22 protein-coding genes are annotated in these 19,655 nt (G+C 64.0%); 14 read left to right on the forward strand and 8 right to left on the reverse strand.

Annotated elements, in window-relative coordinates; genetic code table 11:
- Window positions 1-6: 6 nt before the first annotated feature.
- The 8 genes from paaF (at window position 7) to paaY (ending at window position 7,703) form a co-directional block, all read left to right on the forward strand.
- On the forward strand, window positions 7-780 hold the full coding sequence (gene paaF, locus CPH57_RS11795; RefSeq protein WP_096242365.1) for a 2,3-dehydroadipyl-CoA hydratase PaaF: 774 nt from the start codon (window positions 7-9) through the stop codon (window positions 778-780).
- A 3-nt stretch (window positions 781-783) separates the two neighbouring features.
- On the forward strand, window positions 784-1,575 hold the full coding sequence (gene paaG, locus CPH57_RS11800) for a 2-(1,2-epoxy-1,2-dihydrophenyl)acetyl-CoA isomerase PaaG (protein WP_047025413.1): 792 nt from the start codon (window positions 784-786) through the stop codon (window positions 1,573-1,575).
- A gap of 2 nt (window positions 1,576-1,577) precedes the next feature.
- Window positions 1,578-3,110, forward strand: coding sequence for a 3-hydroxyacyl-CoA dehydrogenase (locus CPH57_RS11805; RefSeq protein ID WP_096242366.1), 1,533 nt, complete (start codon window positions 1,578-1,580; stop codon window positions 3,108-3,110).
- Entirely contained in the window at window positions 3,107-3,547 is a 441-nt protein-coding gene (gene paaI, locus CPH57_RS11810) for a hydroxyphenylacetyl-CoA thioesterase PaaI (protein WP_033643614.1), read from the forward strand. The genes CPH57_RS11805 and paaI overlap by 4 nt, the downstream gene beginning before the upstream one ends.
- The gene (gene pcaF, locus CPH57_RS11815; protein ID WP_096242367.1) at window positions 3,544-4,749 is read left to right on the forward strand and encodes a 3-oxoadipyl-CoA thiolase; all 1,206 of its coding nucleotides are present in this window, start codon (window positions 3,544-3,546) and stop codon (window positions 4,747-4,749) included. Before paaI ends, pcaF begins: the two co-directional genes overlap by 4 nt.
- A gap of 15 nt (window positions 4,750-4,764) precedes the next feature.
- Window positions 4,765-6,072, forward strand: coding sequence for a phenylacetate--CoA ligase PaaK (gene paaK, locus CPH57_RS11820; protein ID WP_016927188.1), 1,308 nt, complete (start codon window positions 4,765-4,767; stop codon window positions 6,070-6,072).
- Between the two features lie 83 nt (window positions 6,073-6,155).
- Entirely contained in the window at window positions 6,156-7,094 is a 939-nt protein-coding gene (gene paaX / locus CPH57_RS11825; RefSeq protein ID WP_033643616.1) for a phenylacetic acid degradation operon negative regulatory protein PaaX, read from the forward strand.
- Between the two features lie 12 nt (window positions 7,095-7,106).
- The gene (gene paaY, locus CPH57_RS11830) at window positions 7,107-7,703 is read left to right on the forward strand and encodes a phenylacetic acid degradation protein PaaY (RefSeq protein ID WP_033643617.1); all 597 of its coding nucleotides are present in this window, start codon (window positions 7,107-7,109) and stop codon (window positions 7,701-7,703) included.
- A 37-nt stretch (window positions 7,704-7,740) separates the two neighbouring features.
- Here paaY and CPH57_RS11835 read toward each other — a convergent pair whose 3' ends face one another.
- The 5 genes from CPH57_RS11835 to CPH57_RS11855 form a co-directional block, all read right to left on the reverse strand.
- A complete protein-coding gene (locus CPH57_RS11835; protein WP_033643618.1) occupies window positions 7,741-9,138 on the reverse strand; it encodes an amino acid permease in 1,398 nt (465 codons plus the stop codon).
- A 20-nt stretch (window positions 9,139-9,158) separates the two neighbouring features.
- On the reverse strand, window positions 9,159-10,346 hold the full coding sequence (locus CPH57_RS11840; protein WP_033643619.1) for an amino acid aminotransferase: 1,188 nt from the start codon (window positions 10,344-10,346) through the stop codon (window positions 9,159-9,161).
- Between the two features lie 58 nt (window positions 10,347-10,404).
- The gene (locus tag CPH57_RS11845; protein ID WP_033643621.1) at window positions 10,405-10,776 is read right to left on the reverse strand and encodes a RidA family protein; all 372 of its coding nucleotides are present in this window, start codon (window positions 10,774-10,776) and stop codon (window positions 10,405-10,407) included.
- Window position 10,777: 1 nt separating this feature from the next.
- Window positions 10,778-11,575 carry an alpha/beta hydrolase gene (locus tag CPH57_RS11850; RefSeq protein WP_060660544.1) on the reverse strand — a complete coding sequence of 266 codons (798 nt, stop codon included), beginning with the start codon at window positions 11,573-11,575 and terminating at the stop codon, window positions 10,778-10,780.
- A 147-nt stretch (window positions 11,576-11,722) separates the two neighbouring features.
- Complete coding sequence (locus CPH57_RS11855) at window positions 11,723-12,634, reverse strand: LysR family transcriptional regulator (RefSeq protein ID WP_033643624.1); 912 nt, start codon at window positions 12,632-12,634, stop codon at window positions 11,723-11,725.
- A 98-nt stretch (window positions 12,635-12,732) separates the two neighbouring features.
- Between CPH57_RS11855 and CPH57_RS11860 the strand changes: the two genes are divergently transcribed.
- Together CPH57_RS11860 and CPH57_RS11865 are read left to right on the forward strand one after the other, a co-directional pair.
- Window positions 12,733-13,350 carry a glutathione S-transferase family protein gene (locus CPH57_RS11860; RefSeq protein ID WP_060660543.1) on the forward strand — a complete coding sequence of 206 codons (618 nt, stop codon included), beginning with the start codon at window positions 12,733-12,735 and terminating at the stop codon, window positions 13,348-13,350.
- Between the two features lie 4 nt (window positions 13,351-13,354).
- On the forward strand, window positions 13,355-14,269 hold the full coding sequence (locus CPH57_RS11865) for a pyridoxamine 5'-phosphate oxidase family protein (RefSeq protein WP_069100530.1): 915 nt from the start codon (window positions 13,355-13,357) through the stop codon (window positions 14,267-14,269).
- Window positions 14,270-14,311: 42 nt separating this feature from the next.
- On the opposite strand, the gene CPH57_RS11870 is transcribed toward CPH57_RS11865, so the two are convergent.
- Window positions 14,312-14,527, reverse strand: coding sequence for a glycogen synthesis protein (locus CPH57_RS11870; protein ID WP_096242368.1), 216 nt, complete (start codon window positions 14,525-14,527; stop codon window positions 14,312-14,314).
- A 211-nt stretch (window positions 14,528-14,738) separates the two neighbouring features.
- Between CPH57_RS11870 and gabD the strand changes: the two genes are divergently transcribed.
- The 3 genes from gabD to CPH57_RS11885 all read left to right on the forward strand — a co-directional run bounded on the left by gabD (window position 14,739) and on the right by CPH57_RS11885 (window position 17,117).
- Window positions 14,739-16,214 (forward strand): NADP-dependent succinate-semialdehyde dehydrogenase, encoded by a 1,476-nt coding sequence (gabD, locus tag CPH57_RS11875; RefSeq protein ID WP_096242369.1) that lies wholly within the window; start codon window positions 14,739-14,741, stop codon window positions 16,212-16,214.
- A gap of 98 nt (window positions 16,215-16,312) precedes the next feature.
- Window positions 16,313-16,726: a GyrI-like domain-containing protein gene (locus CPH57_RS11880; protein ID WP_033643629.1), complete on the forward strand. Its 414-nt coding sequence runs from the start codon at window positions 16,313-16,315 to the stop codon at window positions 16,724-16,726.
- Between the two features lie 22 nt (window positions 16,727-16,748).
- A complete protein-coding gene (locus CPH57_RS11885; RefSeq protein ID WP_033644308.1) occupies window positions 16,749-17,117 on the forward strand; it encodes a glyoxalase superfamily protein in 369 nt (122 codons plus the stop codon).
- A gap of 6 nt (window positions 17,118-17,123) precedes the next feature.
- Here the strand turns inward: CPH57_RS11885 and CPH57_RS11890 are convergent, their stop codons facing one another.
- The gene (locus tag CPH57_RS11890; RefSeq protein WP_033643630.1) at window positions 17,124-17,519 is read right to left on the reverse strand and encodes a cupin domain-containing protein; all 396 of its coding nucleotides are present in this window, start codon (window positions 17,517-17,519) and stop codon (window positions 17,124-17,126) included.
- Between the two features lie 173 nt (window positions 17,520-17,692).
- On the opposite strand from CPH57_RS11890, the gene CPH57_RS11895 reads away from it, so the two are divergent.
- A complete protein-coding gene (locus CPH57_RS11895) occupies window positions 17,693-18,586 on the forward strand; it encodes a LysR family transcriptional regulator (RefSeq protein WP_042785744.1) in 894 nt (297 codons plus the stop codon).
- Here the strand turns inward: CPH57_RS11895 and CPH57_RS11900 are convergent.
- Window positions 18,583-19,572: an aldo/keto reductase gene (locus tag CPH57_RS11900; protein WP_033643631.1), complete on the reverse strand. Its 990-nt coding sequence runs from the start codon at window positions 19,570-19,572 to the stop codon at window positions 18,583-18,585. The genes CPH57_RS11895 and CPH57_RS11900 overlap by 4 nt on opposite strands.
- Window positions 19,573-19,655 lie beyond the last annotated feature (83 nt).

Genomic DNA, 19,655 nt, shown 5'->3' on the forward strand with positions numbered 1-19,655 from the left:
GCCGCGATGGATACCCCCTTTATTTTGCGCCAGCAGCAGCACCGCGTGGTCACGCTGACGCTGCACCGCCCGGAGGCGCGCAATGCCCTGAGCACCCCTTGCCTGGAGCAGCTGGTGTTTCTGCTGGATCAGGCCGATGCCGACAGCGGCGTGGGTGCCGTGGTGATCGCCGGCGCGGCGCGTTTCTTTGCCGCCGGGGCCGATCTGCACGAGCTGCAACGGCAGGATCTGCCGGCCGCGCTGGCGGATCGCCGTCCGCAGCTGTGGCAGCGACTGGCGCAGTTCAGCAAGCCGCTGCTGGCGGCGGTGAACGGCTATGCCCTGGGCGCCGGCTGCGAGTTGGCGCTGGCCTGCGACATCGTTATCGGCGGCGAAAGCGCCCGCTTCGGCCTACCGGAGATCACCCTCGGCCTGATGCCGGGGGCCGGAGGCACTCAGCGCCTGATCCGCTGCGTCGGCAAGTCGCGCGCCAGCCAGATGGTGCTGACCGGCGGAGCCATCGACGCCCGCACCGCGCTGCAGGCTGGCCTTATCAGCGAAGTGTGCGTCGATGCCCTGACGCTGGAGCGCACGCAGCAGATTGCCGATCGCATCAGCCGTCAGGCGCCACTGGCGCTGCGCGCCGCCAAGCAGGCGCTGAAACAGGCCGAGGAAACCGGCCTTAGCCAGGGGCTGGCGATGGAGCGTCAGCAGTTCGTCACCCTGGCCGCCACCGACGATCGCCGCGAAGGCATCGCCGCCTTTTTCGAAAAACGTACGCCAAACTATCAGGGGCGCTGATTTATGGATAACGCATTGATTCTCAGTCATCTCGAGGCCGGCGTGTTGACGCTGACCCTCAACCGGCCGGATCGGCTCAACAGCTTTAACGACGAGATGCATCGCCAACTGAGCGAAGCGCTGACGCAAGCCGAACGCGACGACAACGTGCGCTGCCTGCTGATCGCCGGCGCCGGCCGCGGTTTCTGCGCCGGGCAGGATCTCAACGATCGCAACGTCAGCGCCGATCAACAGGCGCCGGACCTCGGCCTGTCGGTCGAACGTTTCTACAACCCCCTGATCCGTCGCCTGACCGCCCTGCCCAAACCGGTGGTGTGCGCGGTCAACGGCGTGGCGGCCGGCGCCGGCGCCGCGCTGGCTCTGGCGTGCGACATCGTCATCGCCGCCGACAACGCCGGCTTTATTCAGTCGTTCTGCCGCCTGGGGCTGGTGCCGGATTCCGGCGGCAGCTGGTTCCTGCCGCGGCTGGCCGGCCACGCCCGCGCGATGGGCATGGCCATGCTGGGCGACAAAATCAGCGCCCAACAGGCGCTGGAGTGGGGCATGATCTGGCAGGTGGTGCCGGCGGATGAATTGGCCGACCGCACGCAAACGCTGGCGCGCCATCTGGCCACCCAGCCGACTTACGGTCTGGGGCTAATCAAGAAAGCCATCTACAGTTCGGCCACCAACAGCCTCGATCAACAACTCGATCTGGAGCGCGATCTGCAGCGATTGGGCGGCCGCAGCGACGACTACCGCGAAGGCGTCAGCGCGTTCTTCGCCAAACGCACGCCAAACTTCAGCGGGAAATAGCCATGAACGCGCCCCTTCTTAACGGCCAGGTGGCGGTGATCGGCGCCGGCACCATGGGCATCGGCATTGCGCAGGTGGCCGCCGCCGCCGGTCACCCGGTGCGTCTGTTCGATATCGCCCCCGCCGCCGCCCAGCGCGCGATCGACGAACTCGCTCGCCGCCTGCGGCAGCGGGTCGACGGCGGCAAGGCCGACGCAAACACCACCGAGGCGCTGCTGGCGCGTCTCGAACGCGCCGATTCGCTCGAGCAACTGGCCGACAGCGCGCTGGTGATTGAAGCGGTGGCGGAAAATCTGACGATCAAGCAGAGCCTGTTCCGCGATCTGGAAGCGATCTGCTCGCCCACGGCGCTGTTCGCCAGCAATACTTCTTCGCTGTCGATCACCGCCATCGCCGGCGCCTTGCAACACCCACAGCGCATGGCCGGGCTGCACTTCTTCAACCCGGCGCCGCTGATGAAGCTGGTGGAGATCGTCAGCGGTCTGGAGACCGGGGCCGAGACCCTCGCCGCGCTGCAAGCCCTGGCGCAGCGCTGGGGTAAGCAGAGCGTCGTGTGCCGCTCGACGCCGGGATTCATCGTCAACCGCGTGGCGCGGCCGTTCTACGCCGAAAGCTTGCGCGCGCTGGAAGAACGGGTGGCCGACGCCGCCACCCTGGATGCGGTAATGCGCGACGCCGGCGGTTTCGCCATGGGCCCGCTGCAGTTGACCGATCTGATCGGCCAGGACGTCAATTACGCCGTGACCGACTCGGTGTATCAGGCCTTCTACCAGGATCCGCGCTTCACCCCCTCGCTGGTGCAGCAGGAGCTGGTGGCCGCCGGGCGCCTCGGCCGCAAATCCGGCCGCGGCTTCTACCGCTACGACGCGCAACGCCCCACCGCAGAGATGATCGCCTTTGCGCCACCGGCGCAGGCCGCGCTGCCGCAGCGCGTTACGCTGCACGGCGACTGGTCTTCGCTGGCCGATTTGGCGCAGCTGTTAAGCGAAAATGCGGGGGCGATCAAACAACCTGGCCAGACCAGCCCGCACGTCACGATCGACGACGTTACACTGATGTTAACCAATGGTAAAACCGCCGGCCAACTGGCCGACGAACGTGGAATGCCCGTGGTGCTGTTCGATCTCTGTGCCGACTATGCGCATGCCTCCGCCATCGCCATCAGCTGCGCGGCGCAAAACGGCGCGCAACACAATGCCAAAGCGATCCGTCTGCTGCAGTCCCTCGGCAAACGCGTCATCCCGTTGCCGGATTACCCCGGCCTGCTAACGATGCGCACCCTGGCCATGCTGGCCAACGAAGCGCTCGACGTGGTGAACAAAGGCGTCGCCAGCGCCGAGGATACCGATCTGGCGATGCTGCGCGGGGTCAACTATCCGCGCGGCCCGCTCGCCTGGGGCGCCGCGCTCGGCTGGCGCCACATCCTGACGACGCTGGAAAACCTGCAACGCTATTACGGCGAGGCCCGCTATCGCCCGATGCCGCTGCTGCGCCGCTACGCTTCCCCCGCCTCTTTCTCAGGAGCCGAACAATGAACGCCAATACGCCGCGCGCGCTGGCTCAGCGCTGCGCCGAACAGATGTTCCAGCAAGATACCTGCGCTCAGGCGATGGGGATGCACATCGATGCCGTCGACGTAGGGTACGCGCAGGTCAGCATGACCGTCGGCCCGCAGATGCTCAATGGCCACCAGACTTGCCATGGCGGCCAGCTGTTCAGCCTGGCGGATACCGCCTTCGCCTACGCCTGTAACAGCCAGGGGCTGGCGGCGGTGGCTTCCGGCTGCAGCATCGACTTCGTCCGCCCGGCGCTGGCCGGTGATCGCCTCACCGCCAGCGCGCAGATGCGCCATCAGGGCAAAGCCACCGGGCTGTATGACGTCGAAATCGTCAATCAACAGGGCAAAACCGTCGCCTGGTTTCGCGGCCGCGCGCACCGCCTCGGCCACAGCATTTTAGGAGATCAGGCATGAATCAGGCATTTATCTGCGACGGCGTGCGCACCCCGATCGGCCGCTATGGCGGCGCGCTGGCCCAGGTGAGGGCCGACGATCTCGCCGCCCTGCCGCTGCGCGTGCTGCTGGAGCGCTATCCACAGGTGGATTGGGCGCAGCTGGACGATGTGATCCTCGGCTGCGCCAACCAGGCCGGGGAAGACAACCGCAATCTGGCGCGCATGGCGCTGCTGCTGGCCGGATTGCCGGTCGGCGTTTCCGGCACCACGGTGAACCGCCTGTGCGGTTCGGGTCTGGACGCGCTGGCGATGGCGGCGCGCAGCATCAAAGCCGGCGACGCCGGGCTGATGCTGGCCGGCGGCGCGGAATCGATGACCCGAGCGCCGCTGGTGATGGGCAAGGCCGACAGCGCCTTCAGCCGCCAGGCGCAGTTGTACGACACCACCCTCGGCTGGCGCTTCGTCAACCCGCGCATGCAGGCCGAGTTCGGCACCGATTCGATGCCGGAGACCGCCGAAAACGTCGCGGCGCAGTTCAACATCAGCCGCGCCGATCAGGACGCCTTTGCGCTGCGCAGCCAGCAGCGCGCCGCCCGGGCGCAGGCGCTGGGCCACCTGGCGCAGGAGATAGCGCCGGTCAGCCTCACCGGTAAAAAAGGCGCAGTCACCCTGTTCAGCCAGGATGAACACCCGCGCGCCGACACCACCTTCGATCAGCTGCAGGCGCTGAAAACCCCGTTCCGTCAGCCCGGCAGCGTCACCGCCGGCAACGCCTCGGGGCTGAACGACGGCGCGGCCGCGCTGATCGTCGCCTCCGAAGCGATGGCGGCGCGCCAGGGCCTGACGCCGCGCGCGCGCATCCTTGCCACCGCCACCTGCGGCGTGGAGCCGCGGCTGATGGGCATCGGCCCGCTGCCGGCCACCCGCAAGGTGCTGGAGATCGCCGGGCTGAGCCTGGCGCAGATGGACGTCATCGAACTGAACGAAGCGTTCGCCGCCCAGGCGTTGGCGGTGATGCGCCAGCTTGGCCTGCCGGACGATGCCCCGCAGGTCAACCCCAACGGCGGCGCGATCGCTCTGGGGCACCCGCTGGGCATGAGCGGCGCGCGCCTGGCGCTGGCCGCCCTGTTTGAACTGGAACGGCGAGCCGGCCGCTACGCTCTGTGCACCATGTGCATCGGCGTGGGCCAAGGCATCGCCATGATCATTGAGCGTGTCTGACCCCTGAGGCTAACCATGACAATAAATCCACAGCCCCTCGAAACGATCGAATTCGCCTCGCGCGATGAGATTGAAGCGTTGCAGTTGGCGCGTTTGAAGTGGACGCTGCACCACGCCTACGACAATGTGCCGATGTACAAGCGCAAGTTCGATCAGGCGGGCGTACACCCCGACGATCTTAAGCAGCTGAGCGATCTGGCGCGCTTCCCCTACACCACCAAGCAGGATCTGCGCGACAACTACCCGTTCGACACCTTCGCGGTGCCGATGGAACAGGTGGTGCGCATCCACGCCTCCTCGGGCACCACCGGCCGCCCGACGGTGGTGGGCTACACCCAGCGCGACATCGATAACTGGGCCGATATCGTCGCCCGCTGCCTGCGCGCCGGCGGCGCCACCGCCAAAGACAAGGTGCACGTCGCCTACGGTTACGGCCTGTTTACCGGCGGCCTGGGGGCGCACTACGGCGCGGAGCGGCTCGGCGCCACGGTGATCCCGATGTCCGGCGGGCAGACGGAACGCCAGGCGCAGCTGATCCTCGATTTCAAACCCGACATCATCATGGTGACGCCGTCCTACTGCCTGACGCTGATCGATGAACTGGAGCGCAAAATGGGCGGCGACGCGCGCGGCTGCTCGCTGCGGCTCGGCGTGTTCGGCGCCGAACCCTGGACCGAAGCCCTGCGCCACGAAATCGAAACCCGCATGGGCATCAAGGCGCTGGATATTTACGGCCTGTCGGAGGTGATGGGGCCGGGCGTGGCGATGGAATGTCTGGAAAGCGGCGGCGGCCCCACCATTTGGGAAGACCACTTCCTGCCGGAGATCATCTGCCCGGAGACCGGTATCGCCCTGCCGGACGGCGAGCACGGCGAACTGGTGTTCACCACCCTGACCAAAGAGGCGCTGCCGGTGATCCGCTACCGCACCCGCGATCTCACCCGGCTGCTGCCGGGCGACGCACGCCAGATGCGCCGCATGGGCAAGATCACCGGCCGCTCCGACGACATGCTGATCATCCGCGGCGTCAACGTCTTCCCGTCGCAGGTGGAAGAACAGATCATGCAGTTCGAGCAGCTGTCGCCGCACTATCAACTGCAGGTCAGCCGCAGCGGGCATCTGGACACGCTGGCGGTGCGCGTCGAGCTGAAAGAATCGGCGCTCAGCCTCAGCCATCAGCAGCGTTGCGATATCTGCCACCAGCTGCGCCACCACATCAAATCGATCGTGGGCGTCAGCACCGACGTCAGCATCGCCAACTGCGGCGATATTCCGCGCTCGGAAGGCAAGGCGCAGCGCGTGGTCGATCTGCGGCCGCGCTGAGGCGCACGGCGTCACGGATGACGCCGCCCCAAATCAAATTATGGTAATGTTGTGGCTCATCGAAGGCTAACCCATGGAAAAATATGGAACATAAACTGGATGAGTTCATTCGCCATGCCGTCGACGCCCAGCCGATCAGCGGCACGTCGCTGATCATTTCGCTGTACGGCGACGCGCTCAGCCACCGCGGCGGCGAAGTGTGGCTCGGCAGCCTGAGCGCGCTGCTGGAGGCCTTCGGTTTCGGCGATCGCTTCGTGCGCACCTCGGTGTTCCGCCTGCAGAAAGAGGGGTGGCTGGCGGTGGAGAAAATCGGCCGCCGCAGCTTCTACCGCGTGACCGAGCAGGGCATGCGCCAGTTCCGCCACGCCGAATCGAAGATCTATCTGCGCGAGCAGCCCGCCTGGGACGGCAAATGGGAGCTGTTGCTACTGGAATGCGCCGAAAAAAACGCGCGCGCGCGGCTGAAAAAAGAGCTGGGCTGGCTCGGGTTCGGGCAGATCGCCAACAACCTGATGGCCGCCCCCACCCATGCGCAAACCGACGTGACGGCGCTGCTCGGCGAATTGAACGCCAGCGAGCAGGTGATCTACTTCCGCGCCGATTACCCCTACAATCGCTCCGAGCAAACGCTGCAGAAACTGGTGGCCGACTGCTGGTCATTGAGCGAGGTAGCGGCCGGTTATCATGAGTTTATCGTCTCTTTCCGGCCGCTGATGGCGCTGCTGCGCGAAGTCGACCCGGCGGCGCTGACGCCGCTGCGCTGTTTCCAGATTAAGCTATTATTGATTCACTTCTTCCGTCGCGTGGTGTTGAAAGATCCGCTGCTGCCGGACGCGCTGTTGCCCGCCCAGTGGGAGGGCCAGATCGCCCGCAATCTGTGCATCAATCTCTATCAGCAGGTCGATCGCGCCGCGACGGAGTACGTCAGCGCGCTGGCGGAGACCACCATCGGCGCCCTGCCCGCGCCGGCCGCCGGCTACTATCGGCGCTTCGGCGGCCTGCCGCGCGACCCTACATGTTAAGGAACTCACGCTATGCCTGTGTATCAGATTGACGGCCTGACGCCGGTCGTTGACCCCAGCAGTTACGTGCACCCGACGGCGGTGCTGATTGGCGACGTGATCGTCGGCAAACACGTGTATATCGGCCCGAACGCCAGCCTGCGCGGCGATTTTGGCCGCCTGGTGATCTGCGACGGCGCCAACATTCAGGACAACTGCGTGATGCACGGCTTCCCGCAGCAGGACACGGTGGTGGAAGAAGACGGCCATATCGGCCACGGCGCCATCCTGCACGGCTGCCGCATTCGCCGCAACGCGATGGTGGGCATGAACGCGGTGGTGATGGACGGTGCGGAGATCGGCGAGAACACCATCGTCGGCGCGATGGCGTTCGTCAAAGCCGCGGCGGTGATCGAAGCCAACAAGCTGGTGGTCGGCAGCCCGGCGCGCGTGCTGCGCGATCTGACCGAACAGGAGCTGGCCTGGAAGATCGCCGGCACCCGCGAGTATCAGGATTTGGTGCAGCGCTGCAAATCCTCGCTGCACGAAGTGGCACCGCTGACCGAAATCGAGCCGGGCCGCCGTCGCCTGAGCTTCGGCGACCACCTGATCCCGAAAAGCCAGCTTTAATCCCCGGGGCTGAGATGCGCCTCAGCCCCTCCCCTAATTACTCCACTTCCGGCGCCTTGAGTGGCGACGGCGCAACCGCGCGGCGGCTCTGGAAGTGATAAGCCGCCACCAGCAGCAAAGTGAACGGAATACCGAACCACAGCGTCATGCGGAAGAATTCGGTAAACGCCGTCGAGATCATCAACGCCGTCATCAGCCCGGCGCCGAGCAAGGTGGTATAGGGAAAGCCCCACATGCGAAACTTCAGGTGGGTCTGCCGATGCCGGCGGCGGAAGAACAGGTGGGTGACGAAAATCATCAGCCAGGTAAAGCAGGCGCCATACACCGAGATAGACATCATGGCGGCGAACGAGGTTTCCGGCGCCACCAGGCTCAGCACGATAGACACCACGATACCGATGCACGACATCGCCAGCGCATTGACCGGAATACCGCGCCGGCTGACGCGCCCCAACGCCGCCGGCGCCTGCCCGGCGCGCGACAGCGAGAACATCATGCGAGTGGTGATATACAGCTGGCTGTTCATTGCCGACAGCGCCGCTACCAGCACGATAAAGTTGAAAATACCGGCGGCGGCGGGCAGATGGATCACGTTCATCGCCATCAGGAACGGGCTTTCGCCGGTGCCGGACTGGCGCCAGGGCACGATGGCCAGCATCAGGGCGATCGACAGCATGTAGAAGATGAACAGCCGCACGATGGTGCCCTTGAACGCCGCCTTCACCGCAATCACCGGATTCTTCGCCTCGCCGGCGGCCACCGCGATCATTTCAATGCTCAGGTAGCTGAAGATGGACACGATCACCGCGAACCACATGCCCTTGACGCCAAACGGCATAAAGCCGCCGGCGGTCAGGTTGCGCAGACCATAGGCCGGGTTGCCCGAGAACGCCAGAATGCCGATGCCGATCAGAATAAACGCCACGATCGCCGTCACTTTGACGGTGGACAGCGCGTATTCCACCTGGCCGAACGATTTCACGCCGATCACGTTAACGACGATCACCGCCGCCGAGAACAGCAGCACCCACGGCCAGGTCGGCGTCGCCGGGAACCAGAACTGCATGTACATGCCGATGGCGGTGACTTCGGTGCCCACCGCCAGCACCACGCAGGACCAGTAAGAGTAACGCACCAGAAAACCGAACAGCGGGCCGAGGTAGAATTCGGCGTAGTCGCCGAACGAGCCGGGCGTCGGGTGTTCGGAGGTCATTTCCGCCAGGCTGCCCATCAGCAGCAGCGCAATGACGCCGCCGATCAGGTAGCTCAGCAATACCGACGGCCCCGCCATCTGGATGGCGTAGGCGCTGCCGAGAAACAGCCCGGTACCGATGGCGCCGCCGATCGCCAGCATCGACATCTGCCCGGCGGTAAGATGCTTGTTCAACCCGCCCTGGCGGCGGGCGATATGCTCAAAATCATTCATCTGTGGCATGGCTGTGCTCCCGGGCGGAGTTAGGCGGTACGGGTGACGTCGAGGATCGCGGCGGTCACATAGTCGATGTTGCCGGGGTTAAGCCCCGGCAGACACATGCGGCCGGGCGAGACCAGATAGATGGCGTAGCGCTGCCGCAGGGTCTGCAGCTGAGCTTCGTTCAGGCCGGTATAGCTGAACATACCGCGCTGCTCGCGAATGCGCCGGTGATCCAGCGAAGAGCCGCCCTGCGCCAGCCCGGCGGCCAGCTGTTCACGCATTTGCTTGATGCGCGAGCGCATTTCCGCCAGCTCATCGCGCCAAAGCTCGCCGAGTTCGGCATCGCCAAGCAGGGTTTCCACGATCTGGCTGCCGTGCGTCGGCGGGCAGGAATAGCTGCGGCGGATCAGCGTTTTTAACGCCCCTTTGACGTTGGCGGCATTTTCCGCGTCGGCGCAGCGCACCGACAGCGCGCCCAGACGCTGGCCGTACAGCGCGACGTTTTTGGAAAACGAATTGCAGACCAAAAACGGCAGATCGGTTTTCAGCGCTTCGCGCAATGCAAAGCAGTCCTCCTCCAGCCCGTCGCCGAAGCCCTGATAGGCGATGTCGAACAGCGGCAGCAGGCTGCGTCGCTGCAGCACGGCAAGCGTGGCGCGCCACTGCTCCGCCGTCAGATCGGTGCCGGTCGGGTTATGGCAACAAGGGTGCAGCAAGACCACGCTGCCCGGCGGCAGGCTGTCCAACGCGTCGAGCATGGCGGCGAAACGCAGGCCGCCCGCCGCTTCATCAAAGTAGGGATAGGTATTCACCCGCAGCCCGGCGCCTTCGAAAATCGCCCAGTGATTGGCCCAGGTAGGATCGGACACCCAGATTTCACCGCGCGCCAGAAAGTGGCGCAAAAAATCCGCCGCCAGCTTCAACGCACCGGAGCCGCCGACGGTCTGCACCGTGGCGATCTCGGCCGCCTGTTGCTCACCGAACAGCAGCGCCTGCACCTGGCGGGCGAACTGCGGCGAACCTTCGATCGGCGGATAACCGTGCGGGCGGCGCAGCGCCAGCAACCGCTGCTCGGCCGCCTCAACCGCCTGCATCAGCGGAATATTCCCCTGCCGATCGTAATACAGCCCAATGCCTAAATTCACTTTTTTCGGATTGGGATCCTGCAAATAGGCTTCCATCAGCGACATAATAGGATCGGCGGCGGAAGGTGCAATCTGTTTAAACATGACGCATCCTTAACTCGTTATTGAATTAATATGAAGACAGGCTTAAGGAGAAATTAAATCAGGCGATGGCGCTGACGGTAATTTCTATTTTCATTCCGGGCACCACCAATTTCTCGACGATAACCGTGGAGCGATTGGGATAAGGATAATTAAAGTATTTCCGGTAAATATCATCGAGCCATTTAACGTCGTTAACGTCGGTAAGATACACGATCACCTGCAGCACCTTATCGCTGTGGCTGCCCGCCGCCTTCAGCGTCTGCGCCAGGTTATCGAAGGTCAGCGCAATCTGTCGCTCCGGCGCGCCGGTGTCGATGCTGCCGTCCGCCCGCACCGGGCCGTGGGCGGTAAACAGCATGCCGCCGCCCCGGGTGGCCCAGGAAAAAGGCTGGCCGATATCCGGCAGCCCGGTCTCTACAATCTCGCGCATGTCAGTGGTTCCCGTGGTGGTCAAGTTGGCGAAGCAGCGCGCCGTCGGCGGCGAACAACGCATCCAGGATGGTGAAATGGTTGGCGCCTGGCACCGCGACCAGTTCAGCCGGCAGCCCGCGTTGGCGCAGCGCCGCATGATAGTGTTGCGACTGACCTCTCAGTTCCGGCAGCTCCAATGCGCCGTAATACAGCGTAAGCGGCTTGCCGCGCGTCGGCAGGCGGCGCGCCGGGCTGAGCGTTTCAATTTGCCGCGTGGTCAACTGCAGCGCCCGATTGACATAACTTTGTTGCAGCGGCGCCAGCTCGAACAGGCCGCTGATGGGAAAGACGGCATCCACCAACGCATGCTGCTGCCAGAGCGCCGCCAGCTGCCCGCCGGCGGAATGGCCGCACAGATAAACCGGATGGGCGTAGTGCGGCGGCAGGCGGCGCTGAATGGCATCCAGTGCCATTCCGATCTGTCGGCATATTTCGTCGAGATCCACCGCCGGTGCGAGCGCATATTCCACCAACACCACGTCAAAACCCAACGCCAGCGGCCCGGCGGCGATAAAGGCGAAATCCGCCTTATCGCAAAATTGCCAATAGCCGCCGTGAATAAAAATTAACGTCCCCTGATGCTGCTTTGCAGAATAGAGCCAATCAAATGTTTCACGTTCGCCGTTGCCATAAGCAATATTATTTTCATGGCGCGTCTGTTTATAAACAGCCGCGCTGCGGGTTTGAAATGAAGTCAAAATAGCCGCTTCATTATCCACCGTGGCGCCGTTGTCATAACTCCCCGCAAGTGGTTTCATATATTAAACTTCGTTTATTATTTAAGATGTGAATTAACTATTAGCACCGACAACATTATTGTCAAGACGGGCGCATCAGCAATGCGCGCCCGGTAAAATAAAACCTGATGAATAATGAAAAAGTTTAACCCATGAAACTTTTTGCGTTTATTTCCCCCGCCCGTCCAGCTGAATTTGCGGCAAGGCGCTGAGCCGTTCAAATGCATAATCCCAAAAGGCGCGCACCTTCAGCGGCATGTGCTGCGCCTGCTGCGCCACCAGCTGTACCGGCATCGGCAACGGCTCATGATCCGTCAACAGCCGCACCAGCGTACCGGCGGCCAAATCGTCCGCCACCTGATACGAGAGCAACCGGGCGACGCCCTTGCCGGCGCGCACCGCCAGCAGTTGCGCTTCCACGTCGTTGAGCAACAGCCGGGGCGTCAATCGCACGCGCTCGCCGTTTTCCTGCGGGCCGAAGCGCCATTCGCGCAGCGACGGCCGCTGGGTGCCGACGATGGTGGCGTGCTCCGCCAGCTGCGCCGGCGATCGCGGTTCACCGCAGCGCGCCAGGTAATCCGGGCTGGCGACCGTCACCCGGCTGACCTGCCCCAGCCGCCGCGCCACGCGGGAAGAGTCCTGCAGATGACCGATGCGCACCGCGATATCCAACCCTTCGTCAATCAGATCGAGATTGCGATCGTTCAATACCATTTCGATCTGCATCTGCGGGTAATCATCGAGAAATGCCATCACCACCGGCGCCACGTACCGGCGGCCGAACTGCACCGGCGAGGTAACGCGCAGCAAGCCGCTCAGCTGCGCTTCGGCGGTATCCTGCACCACCGCCTGATAATCCTGCAGCAGCCGTTGCGCGCGCTCCAACAGCCGCGCACCCGCCTCGGTGGGCGCCAGCCGCCGGGTCGTGCGCTCCACCAATCGGGTGCCGAAACGCTGTTCCAGCGCGGCGATGGCCCGGGTGATCGCCGGCGCCGAACGCCGCAGTTTGCGCCCGGCCGCCGCCAGGCTGCCTTGCTGCACCACCGCCACGAAAATCGCCAACTCGTCTAACCGATCCATAGATTCTTCCGAAAAGTGAAATTATCAATTTCCACATTGCCGGATTTCGCTCGTTCAACGCAAGAGTATGCTGACAAAAAGCACTGAGGAGAAACGCCATGTCCACCATCACACTCTACGGCACCCCGCTTTCCGGCCACGTTCATCGCGTGGCGTTGCTGCTGCGCATGCTGGCGCTGCCCTATGCATGGGTCGAAGCCTCGGCGGACGTACGGCAGAGCGCAGCCTTCCGCCGGCTCAACCCGTTCGGCCAGATCCCGGTCTTGCAGGATGGCGATCTGACGCTGGCCGACAGCAACGCCATTCTGGTCTATCTGGTGAAGCGCTATGCGCCGGACAGCCACTGGCTGCCGGAACAGCCGGCCGCGGCGGCGCGAGTGCAGGCCTGGCTTTCCAAAGCCGCCGGTGAAGTCCGCTACGGCCCGGCGGCCTGCCGACTGATCGCCCAATTCGCCGTGCCGGAGGACTATCAGGCGGCGCGGGCGGTCAGCGATCGTTTCCTGCCGCAGATGGAACAGCATCTGAGCGAGCGGGACTACCTGGCCACCGAACACCCCACCATCGCCGATCTGGCCTGCCACAGCTACGTGGCGGTCGCGGCTGAAGGCGGCATTTCGCTGTCGCCTTACCCTGCGATACGTCGCTGGGCGGCGCGCATCGCTGTACTGCCCGGCTACTTTGCCATGCCGGCCCTGCCGGAACCGGCGGGGAGCTGACGCCATGATCCCGCAACGGTTCCATCCCGATGAGCTGCGCGCACAGACGCTGGCCGGGTTTGGCGGCGTAGGCGGCGGCATCTACCCCGCGATGCCGGATCAGCACCGCGCGTTTTTCGCCGCGCTGCCCTACCTGTTTGTCGCCACGCTGGATGAACAAGGCTGGCCCATCGCCACCCTGTTCACCGGCCCGCCCGGATTTTTACGCACGCCGGACGACACGCATTTACGCATCAGCGCGCCGCGCCGCGGCGACGATCCCGCCCAGGCGCTGTTGCTGCCCGGCAAGCCGGTCGGCGCGCTGGGGCTGGATTTCAGCAACCGGCGGCGCAACCGCGCCAACGGCGCCATCGGTCGCACCGACAAAAACCGGGTGGAAATCCTCGTTCAGCAAAGCTTCGGCAACTGCCCGCAGTACATTCAGCGCCGCGAACTCTACCCGGTGGACAGCCGGCCGCAGCCGGTTGAGCATTTGGCCGTGCTGGATGCGGCGGCGCAGGCGCTGATCCGCGCCGCGGACACCTGCTTCGTCGCCAGCTGCGCGCACCTGACACTGCCGCAGGGCGGCGTGGATATTTCCCATCGCGGCGGCCGCCCCGGCTTTATCCATCTGGAAGGCGACACGCTGTGGATGCCGGACTTTCGCGGCAACCGCTACATGAACACGTTGGGCAATCTGCTCGCCGAACCGCGGGCGGCGCTGCTGTTCATCGATTTCGATCGCGGCGACGTGCTGCATCTGCAGGGGGAAACGCAAATCCTCTGGCAGGCGGAAGGGGATCCCGGCGTCGAAGGGGCGGAACGCTATTGGCGGTTTGACGTGCGCCGCGCCTGGCGTTTTGCGGCGGCGCTGCCGTGGCGAGGGCGCAATCTGGAGTATTCGCCGGCGACGCTGGCGACCGGGGTGTGGCGCCGCTGAGCTGAAATGAAAAGCCCCGCGGCGGCGGGGCTGGATCGGAAATTACAGGCTGTGTTCGGCCGCCGATGCGGCCTGATAAAGCTGACGAAAATAATTCAACCGCGCAAAGAACAGGCGGCTTTGCTGCTCCGACATATTGCCGGCCACTTGCCCGGCGTCAATCTGCCGCCCTTGCCATTCCATCAGGGCAATGCTCGACGCCAAAAAATCCATTTCGCTGCCGTAGGCCACGAGATGCCTGTCCACTGATTTCATCATTCGCACACTCCTTTTAATCACATCGAAAAGGGTCATATGCCTGCTCTTTCAGTATCGGCTCGCCGGCGGATGTTTTTTGTACAGAAGGTGCGCATGAAGAAAACGCTCATCTTGTCGCCACCTTGACAAACGGCGGCGGCAAAATTTGCTAGGGTAAAGGGGAGCCGTATGGGATAGACCATTCTGTTGAACTCAGCAAAGGAAGAGACCAATGAGCACCAGCATCAGCGCTACCCTCAAGGATCCCACGCTGTTCCGCGAGGCCAATTACATCGACGGGCAATGGTTGCCGGCCAAAGCAGGCCACACGATCGCCATTCATAACCCCGCCAACGGCGAGCTGGTCGGCCATGTGCCGGCCTTCGGCGCCGAAGAAACCGCGCGCGCCATCGCCGCCGCCAAAAAAGCGCTGCCCGCCTGGCGCGCGCTGACCGCCAAAGAGCGCGCCGGCAAGCTGCGGCGGCTGTTTGAGCTGATGATGGAAAATCAGGAAGATCTGGCGCGCATCATGACGGCGGAACAGGGCAAACCGCTGGCCGAAAGTCGCGGTGAAATCGCCTATGCCGCCTCCTTTATCGAATGGTTCGCCGAGGAAGGCAAGCGGGTGTATGGCGACACCATTCCACAGCCGCAGTCCGGTCGCCGCATTATCGTGCAAAAAGAGCCGATCGGCGTGTTCGCCGCCATCACCCCGTGGAACTTCCCGGCGGCGATGATCACCCGTAAAGCCGGCCCCGGCTGGGCCGCCGGCTGCACCGGGGTGATCCGCCCCGCCAGCCAAACGCCGTTCTCGGCGCTGGCGATCGCCGTGCTGGCGGAGCGCGCCGGGTTGCCCGCCGGGGTGTGCAACGTGATAACCGGCCCCAGCAAAGGCATCGGCGGCGAACTCACCGCCAACCCGGACGTGCGTAAACTCTCCTTCACCGGCAGCACCGAAGTCGGCGCGCAGCTGCTGGCCCAGTGTGCGCCCACCATCAAGAAAACCAGCATGGAGCTGGGCGGCAACGCGCCGTTTATCGTGTTCAACGACGCCGATCTGGACGCCGCCGTGGCCGGCGCGGTCGCCTCGAAATACCGCAACGCCGGCCAGACCTGCGTCTGCACCAACCGTTTTCTGGTGCAAGACGGCGTATACGATGCCTTCGCCGCCAAACTGAAAGCCGCCGTCGCCAAGCTGAAAGTCGGCAACGGCCTGGATGACGGCGTCACCATCGGCCCGTTGATTAACCCGGACGCGGTGGAGAAAGTGCGCGAGCACATCGCCGACGCCGTCGAGCACGGCGCCTCGGTGCTGCTGGGCGGCAAGCCTGACGCGCTGGGCGGCAATTTCTTCAGCCCGACCATCCTGACCGACGTGCCGCGCACGGCGAAAATCTTCCGCGAGGAGACGTTCGGCCCGGTGGCGCCCCTGATCCGCTTCAGCCAGGAAGCCGACGCCGTCGAACTGGCCAACGACACGCCGTTCGGCCTGGCCGCTTACTTCTACAGCCGCGACATCGGCCGGGTGATGCGCGTGGCCGAAGCGCTGGAGTACGGCATTGTCGGCATCAACGAAGGGCTGATCTCCACCGAAGTGGCGCCGTTCGGCGGCATGAAACACTCCGGTTTGGGCCGTGAAGGCTCAAAATACGGCATCGAAGACTATCTCGAGATCAAATACCTGTGCCTCGGCGGCCTGGGCGCCTGATGCGAGGGTCCCCGCGTCTGCGGGGGCCCTGTCTGGCGGTTTTGGGGAGCCTTTGCTACCTTTAGGCATCTTTTCAGCGGTTAAAAGGAATTGCCTCTATGCAGCCTCTCTCGGTACACCTGCCCGGTTTTTACGTCGTCGGCCTGACAATCAGAACCACCAATCAGGACGAAACCCAGCCCGAGACGGCTAAAATCCCGGCGCTGTGGTCAGACTTTTTCGCCACGTCGCCCGCCATGCCGGTTTACGGGGTCTACTCCAATTACGCCTCCGACGCCAGCGGGCCGTTTGACGTCACCGCCGGCAGCGCGGCAGAGAGCGGTTTGCACATCCAACCCGGCCGCTATCTGGTGTTCCAGGCCCGTGGCGCCATGCCGGCGGCGGTTATCGCAGGCTGGCAAGCCATCTGGGCCTACTTCGAGCAACACCCGGAAATCGAACGTCGCTTCCTGACCGACTTCGAAGCCTATACCGGCCCCGACGCAGCCGATATCCATATCGGCTGCCGCTAACGCGACAGTGAGGTCAACAATGATGACGCTCTCCCCCGCCATTCCGATCCTGCGTATCTTTTCAGTCGACAAGGCCAAAGAGTTTTATCTGGATTTTCTCGGTTTCACGCTGGCGTGGGAGCACCGTTTCAGCAAAGATCTGCCGCTGTACATGCAGATCGCCCGCTCAGAGCTGACGCTGCACCTGAGCGAACACTATGGCGACAGCACGCCCGGCGCCGCCATTTTCATCCCGGTGCACGATATCGACGCGCTGCACCAGGAGCTCACGGCCAAAAACTATCGCTATGCCAGGCCGGGGCTGGAGGTTGTCGACTGGGGCAAAGAGCTCAACCTCACCGATCCGTTCGGCAACCGCCTGCGGTTTTGCGAACAGAGCCCCCCGGCCTGATCGGCGTTATGGTCGGTAGTCCGCCTCGCTGACCGGCTCCAGCCAGGTCACCGGGCTGCCGTCCACCGCTTCGGCGATGGCGATATGGGTCATGGCGGTGTCCGGTGTCGCACCGTGCCAGTGTTTGACGTCGGCCGGTATCCAAACGATATCGCCGGGGTGCATCTCCTGCGTCTTCTCGCCCCACATCTGGATCCACCCGCGCCCCTGAGTGACGATCAGCGTCTGGCCGAGCGGATGCGTATGCCATGCCGTGCGGGCGCCGGGTTCGAAGGTGACGGTCGCGCCGCCCACCCTGGCCGGCGCATCACCGGCGAACGGCGCGTCGATGCGTACCTGCCCGGTAAAGTAATCCGCCGAACCGCGCTGTGATGGGATAGAACCGCTGCGTTGTATTTTCATCTGTCGTGTCCTCCGCGCCGGATCTCACAGCCGGCGCTGATAATCATGAGTGAGTGATGTCAAGATAGCGCCATGCTTTTCCGGCGACTAGCGGGTAGAATGCGCAAGGAGCTATGAGCTCAATTCATAAATCTACGCGCGACAGTGCGCTCACCCTCCTCTTCGGTGCCGATATGTTGAAAGAAAACTTTAACGATCTGATCGCTTTCCTGATGGTGGCCAGGGAGCGCAGCTTCACCAAAGCGGCGGCACAGCTTGGGGTTTCCCAATCGGCGCTCAGCCACGCTATTCGCGGCCTGGAAGAACGCCTGGCGCTGCGTTTGCTCACGCGCACCACTCGCAGCGTCGCCCCCACCGAGGCCGGTGAGCGGTTGCTCAACAGCATTGGTCCACGCTTTGCGGAGATAGAAAACGAGCTGAACGCGCTGGGTGAAATGCGCGATCGGCCCGCCGGCAACATCCGCATCACCGCCGGCGAACACGCGGTGGATGCGGTGCTATGGCCGGTGCTGCGCACTTTTCTCGTCGATTACCCGGATATCAACGTGGAAATCACCGTCGACAACAGCCTGACCGACATCGTCGCCGGGCGATTCGACGCCGGCATTCGGCTGGGGGAACAGGTAGCGAAGGACATGGTCGCGGTGCGCATCGGGCCGGATATGCGCATGGTGCCCGTCGCCTCCCCTGACTATTTCGCCCGTTACGGCCTCCCCGCTACGCCGCAAGCGCTGCAAAACCATCGCTGCATCAACATGCGCCTGCCCACCCTCGGCGGGCTGTACGCCTGGGAATTTGCCCGCGATGGCCGGGAGATCAAAGTGCGGGTGGAGGGGCAACTGACCTTCAACAGCCTGCGCCAGCGAATCGACGCCGCGCAGCTCGGCCTCGGCATCGCCTTTGTGCCGGAAGATACCGTCGCCGAGCCGCTGGCCGACGGGCGGTTGCAGATGGCGCTGGACGACTGGTGTCCGCCGTTTCCCGGTTATTACCTCTATTATCCAAGCCGCAGGCAACACACCACCGCCTTTGCGCTGCTGATTGAGGCGCTGCGGCGCGGGGCTTAACGCCCGACGTTTTTCTGCAGATGCGCCGGGTAGCGATCGCCAATCACGTCGATAGCGGAGAGCGCACGCTCAATCTCACCCAGTTCGTCCGCCGCCAACACCACCGACGCCGCCGCAAGATTTTCTTCCAGCCGGTGACGCTTGGTGGTTCCCGGGATCGGCACGATCCACGGCTGCTGCGCCAGCAGCCAGGCCAGGGCGATCTGCGCCGGCGTCACGCCCTTGCGCTGCGCTATCTGCCCCAGCACGCTCACCAGCGCCTGATTGGCCCGGCGCGCTTCGGCGCTGAAGCGCGGCACCACGTTGCGAAAATCGCCGCTGTCAAAGGTGGTGTCCTCGGTGATGGCGCCGGTGAGAAAGCCCTTGCCGAGCGGGCTGAATGGCACCAGACCGATGCCCAGCGCTGCCAGCGTCGGCAAGATTTCACGCTCCGGCTCGCGCCACCACAGCGAATATTCGCTTTGCAGCGCCGTGACCGGTTGCACCGCGTGAGCTCGCCGAATGGTTTGCGCACCGGCTTCCGACAGGCCGAAATACTTCACTTTCCCTTCGCGAATTAGTTGCTGCACCGTACCGGCCACCTCCTCGATAGGCACCTCGGGATCGACACGGTGCTGATACAGCAAATCGATCGTCTCCACCCGCAGGCGCTTCAACGAACCTTCCACCGCCTGGCGAATATGCTCCGGACGGCTGTTCAACACCTGCTGCCCCGCCGGCTGCGGCAAGTCGAAACCGAACTTGGTGGCGATGACGACCCGATCGCGCACCGGCGCCAGCGCTTCGCCCAACAATTCCTCGTTCGTGAACGGACCGTAAATCTCCGCGGTATCGAAGAACGTCACGCCTTCGTCGACCGCGGCGCGGATCAGATCGATCGCCTGCCGTTTATCGGTGGCCGGGCCGTAGCCAAAGCTCAGTCCCATACAGCCCAACCCCAACGCCGAGACTTCCAGCCCTTCGCGCCCCAATTTGCGTGTTTGCATCTTCACTCCCCCACTGATTGATACCGGCCCCGCCTGACGCGGCGCCGTTCCGGTGTGATGACTGTAAAACGCGACTGCCGCCA

Origin of the sequence: Serratia sp. JKS000199 (assembly GCF_900215455.1) — a bacterium.
Lineage (GTDB): Bacteria > Pseudomonadota > Gammaproteobacteria > Enterobacterales > Enterobacteriaceae > Serratia > Serratia ureilytica.

Bases quoted from the DNA above. Each gene is read 5' to 3' on its own strand.
- CPH57_RS11865 (WP_069100530.1), top strand. From the start codon at position 13,355: ATGATCCCGCAACGGTTCCATCCCGATGAGCTGCGCGCACAGACGCTG.
- paaF (WP_096242365.1), top strand. From the start codon at position 7: ATGGATACCCCCTTTATTTTGCGCCAGCAGCAGCACCGCGTGGTCACG.
- paaI (WP_033643614.1), top strand. From the start codon at position 3,107: ATGAACGCCAATACGCCGCGCGCGCTGGCTCAGCGCTGCGCCGAACAG.
- CPH57_RS11850 (WP_060660544.1), bottom strand. From the start codon at position 11,575: ATGAAACCACTTGCGGGGAGTTATGACAACGGCGCCACGGTGGATAAT.
- CPH57_RS11885 (WP_033644308.1), top strand. From the start codon at position 16,749: ATGACGCTCTCCCCCGCCATTCCGATCCTGCGTATCTTTTCAGTCGAC.
- paaG (WP_047025413.1), top strand. From the start codon at position 784: ATGGATAACGCATTGATTCTCAGTCATCTCGAGGCCGGCGTGTTGACG.
- CPH57_RS11895 (WP_042785744.1), top strand. From the start codon at position 17,693: ATGTTGAAAGAAAACTTTAACGATCTGATCGCTTTCCTGATGGTGGCC.
- paaY (WP_033643617.1), top strand. From the start codon at position 7,107: ATGCCTGTGTATCAGATTGACGGCCTGACGCCGGTCGTTGACCCCAGC.
- CPH57_RS11880 (WP_033643629.1), top strand. From the start codon at position 16,313: ATGCAGCCTCTCTCGGTACACCTGCCCGGTTTTTACGTCGTCGGCCTG.
- gabD (WP_096242369.1), top strand. From the start codon at position 14,739: ATGAGCACCAGCATCAGCGCTACCCTCAAGGATCCCACGCTGTTCCGC.
- paaK (WP_016927188.1), top strand. From the start codon at position 4,765: ATGACAATAAATCCACAGCCCCTCGAAACGATCGAATTCGCCTCGCGC.
- CPH57_RS11835 (WP_033643618.1), bottom strand. From the start codon at position 9,138: ATGCCACAGATGAATGATTTTGAGCATATCGCCCGCCGCCAGGGCGGG.
- paaX (WP_033643616.1), top strand. From the start codon at position 6,156: ATGGAACATAAACTGGATGAGTTCATTCGCCATGCCGTCGACGCCCAG.
- CPH57_RS11855 (WP_033643624.1), bottom strand. From the start codon at position 12,634: ATGGATCGGTTAGACGAGTTGGCGATTTTCGTGGCGGTGGTGCAGCAA.
- CPH57_RS11805 (WP_096242366.1), top strand. From the start codon at position 1,578: ATGAACGCGCCCCTTCTTAACGGCCAGGTGGCGGTGATCGGCGCCGGC.
- CPH57_RS11900 (WP_033643631.1), bottom strand. From the start codon at position 19,572: ATGCAAACACGCAAATTGGGGCGCGAAGGGCTGGAAGTCTCGGCGTTG.
- CPH57_RS11860 (WP_060660543.1), top strand. From the start codon at position 12,733: ATGTCCACCATCACACTCTACGGCACCCCGCTTTCCGGCCACGTTCAT.
- CPH57_RS11870 (WP_096242368.1), bottom strand. From the start codon at position 14,527: ATGATGAAATCAGTGGACAGGCATCTCGTGGCCTACGGCAGCGAAATG.
- CPH57_RS11840 (WP_033643619.1), bottom strand. From the start codon at position 10,346: ATGTTTAAACAGATTGCACCTTCCGCCGCCGATCCTATTATGTCGCTG.
- CPH57_RS11890 (WP_033643630.1), bottom strand. From the start codon at position 17,519: ATGAAAATACAACGCAGCGGTTCTATCCCATCACAGCGCGGTTCGGCG.
- pcaF (WP_096242367.1), top strand. From the start codon at position 3,544: ATGAATCAGGCATTTATCTGCGACGGCGTGCGCACCCCGATCGGCCGC.
- CPH57_RS11845 (WP_033643621.1), bottom strand. From the start codon at position 10,776: ATGCGCGAGATTGTAGAGACCGGGCTGCCGGATATCGGCCAGCCTTTT.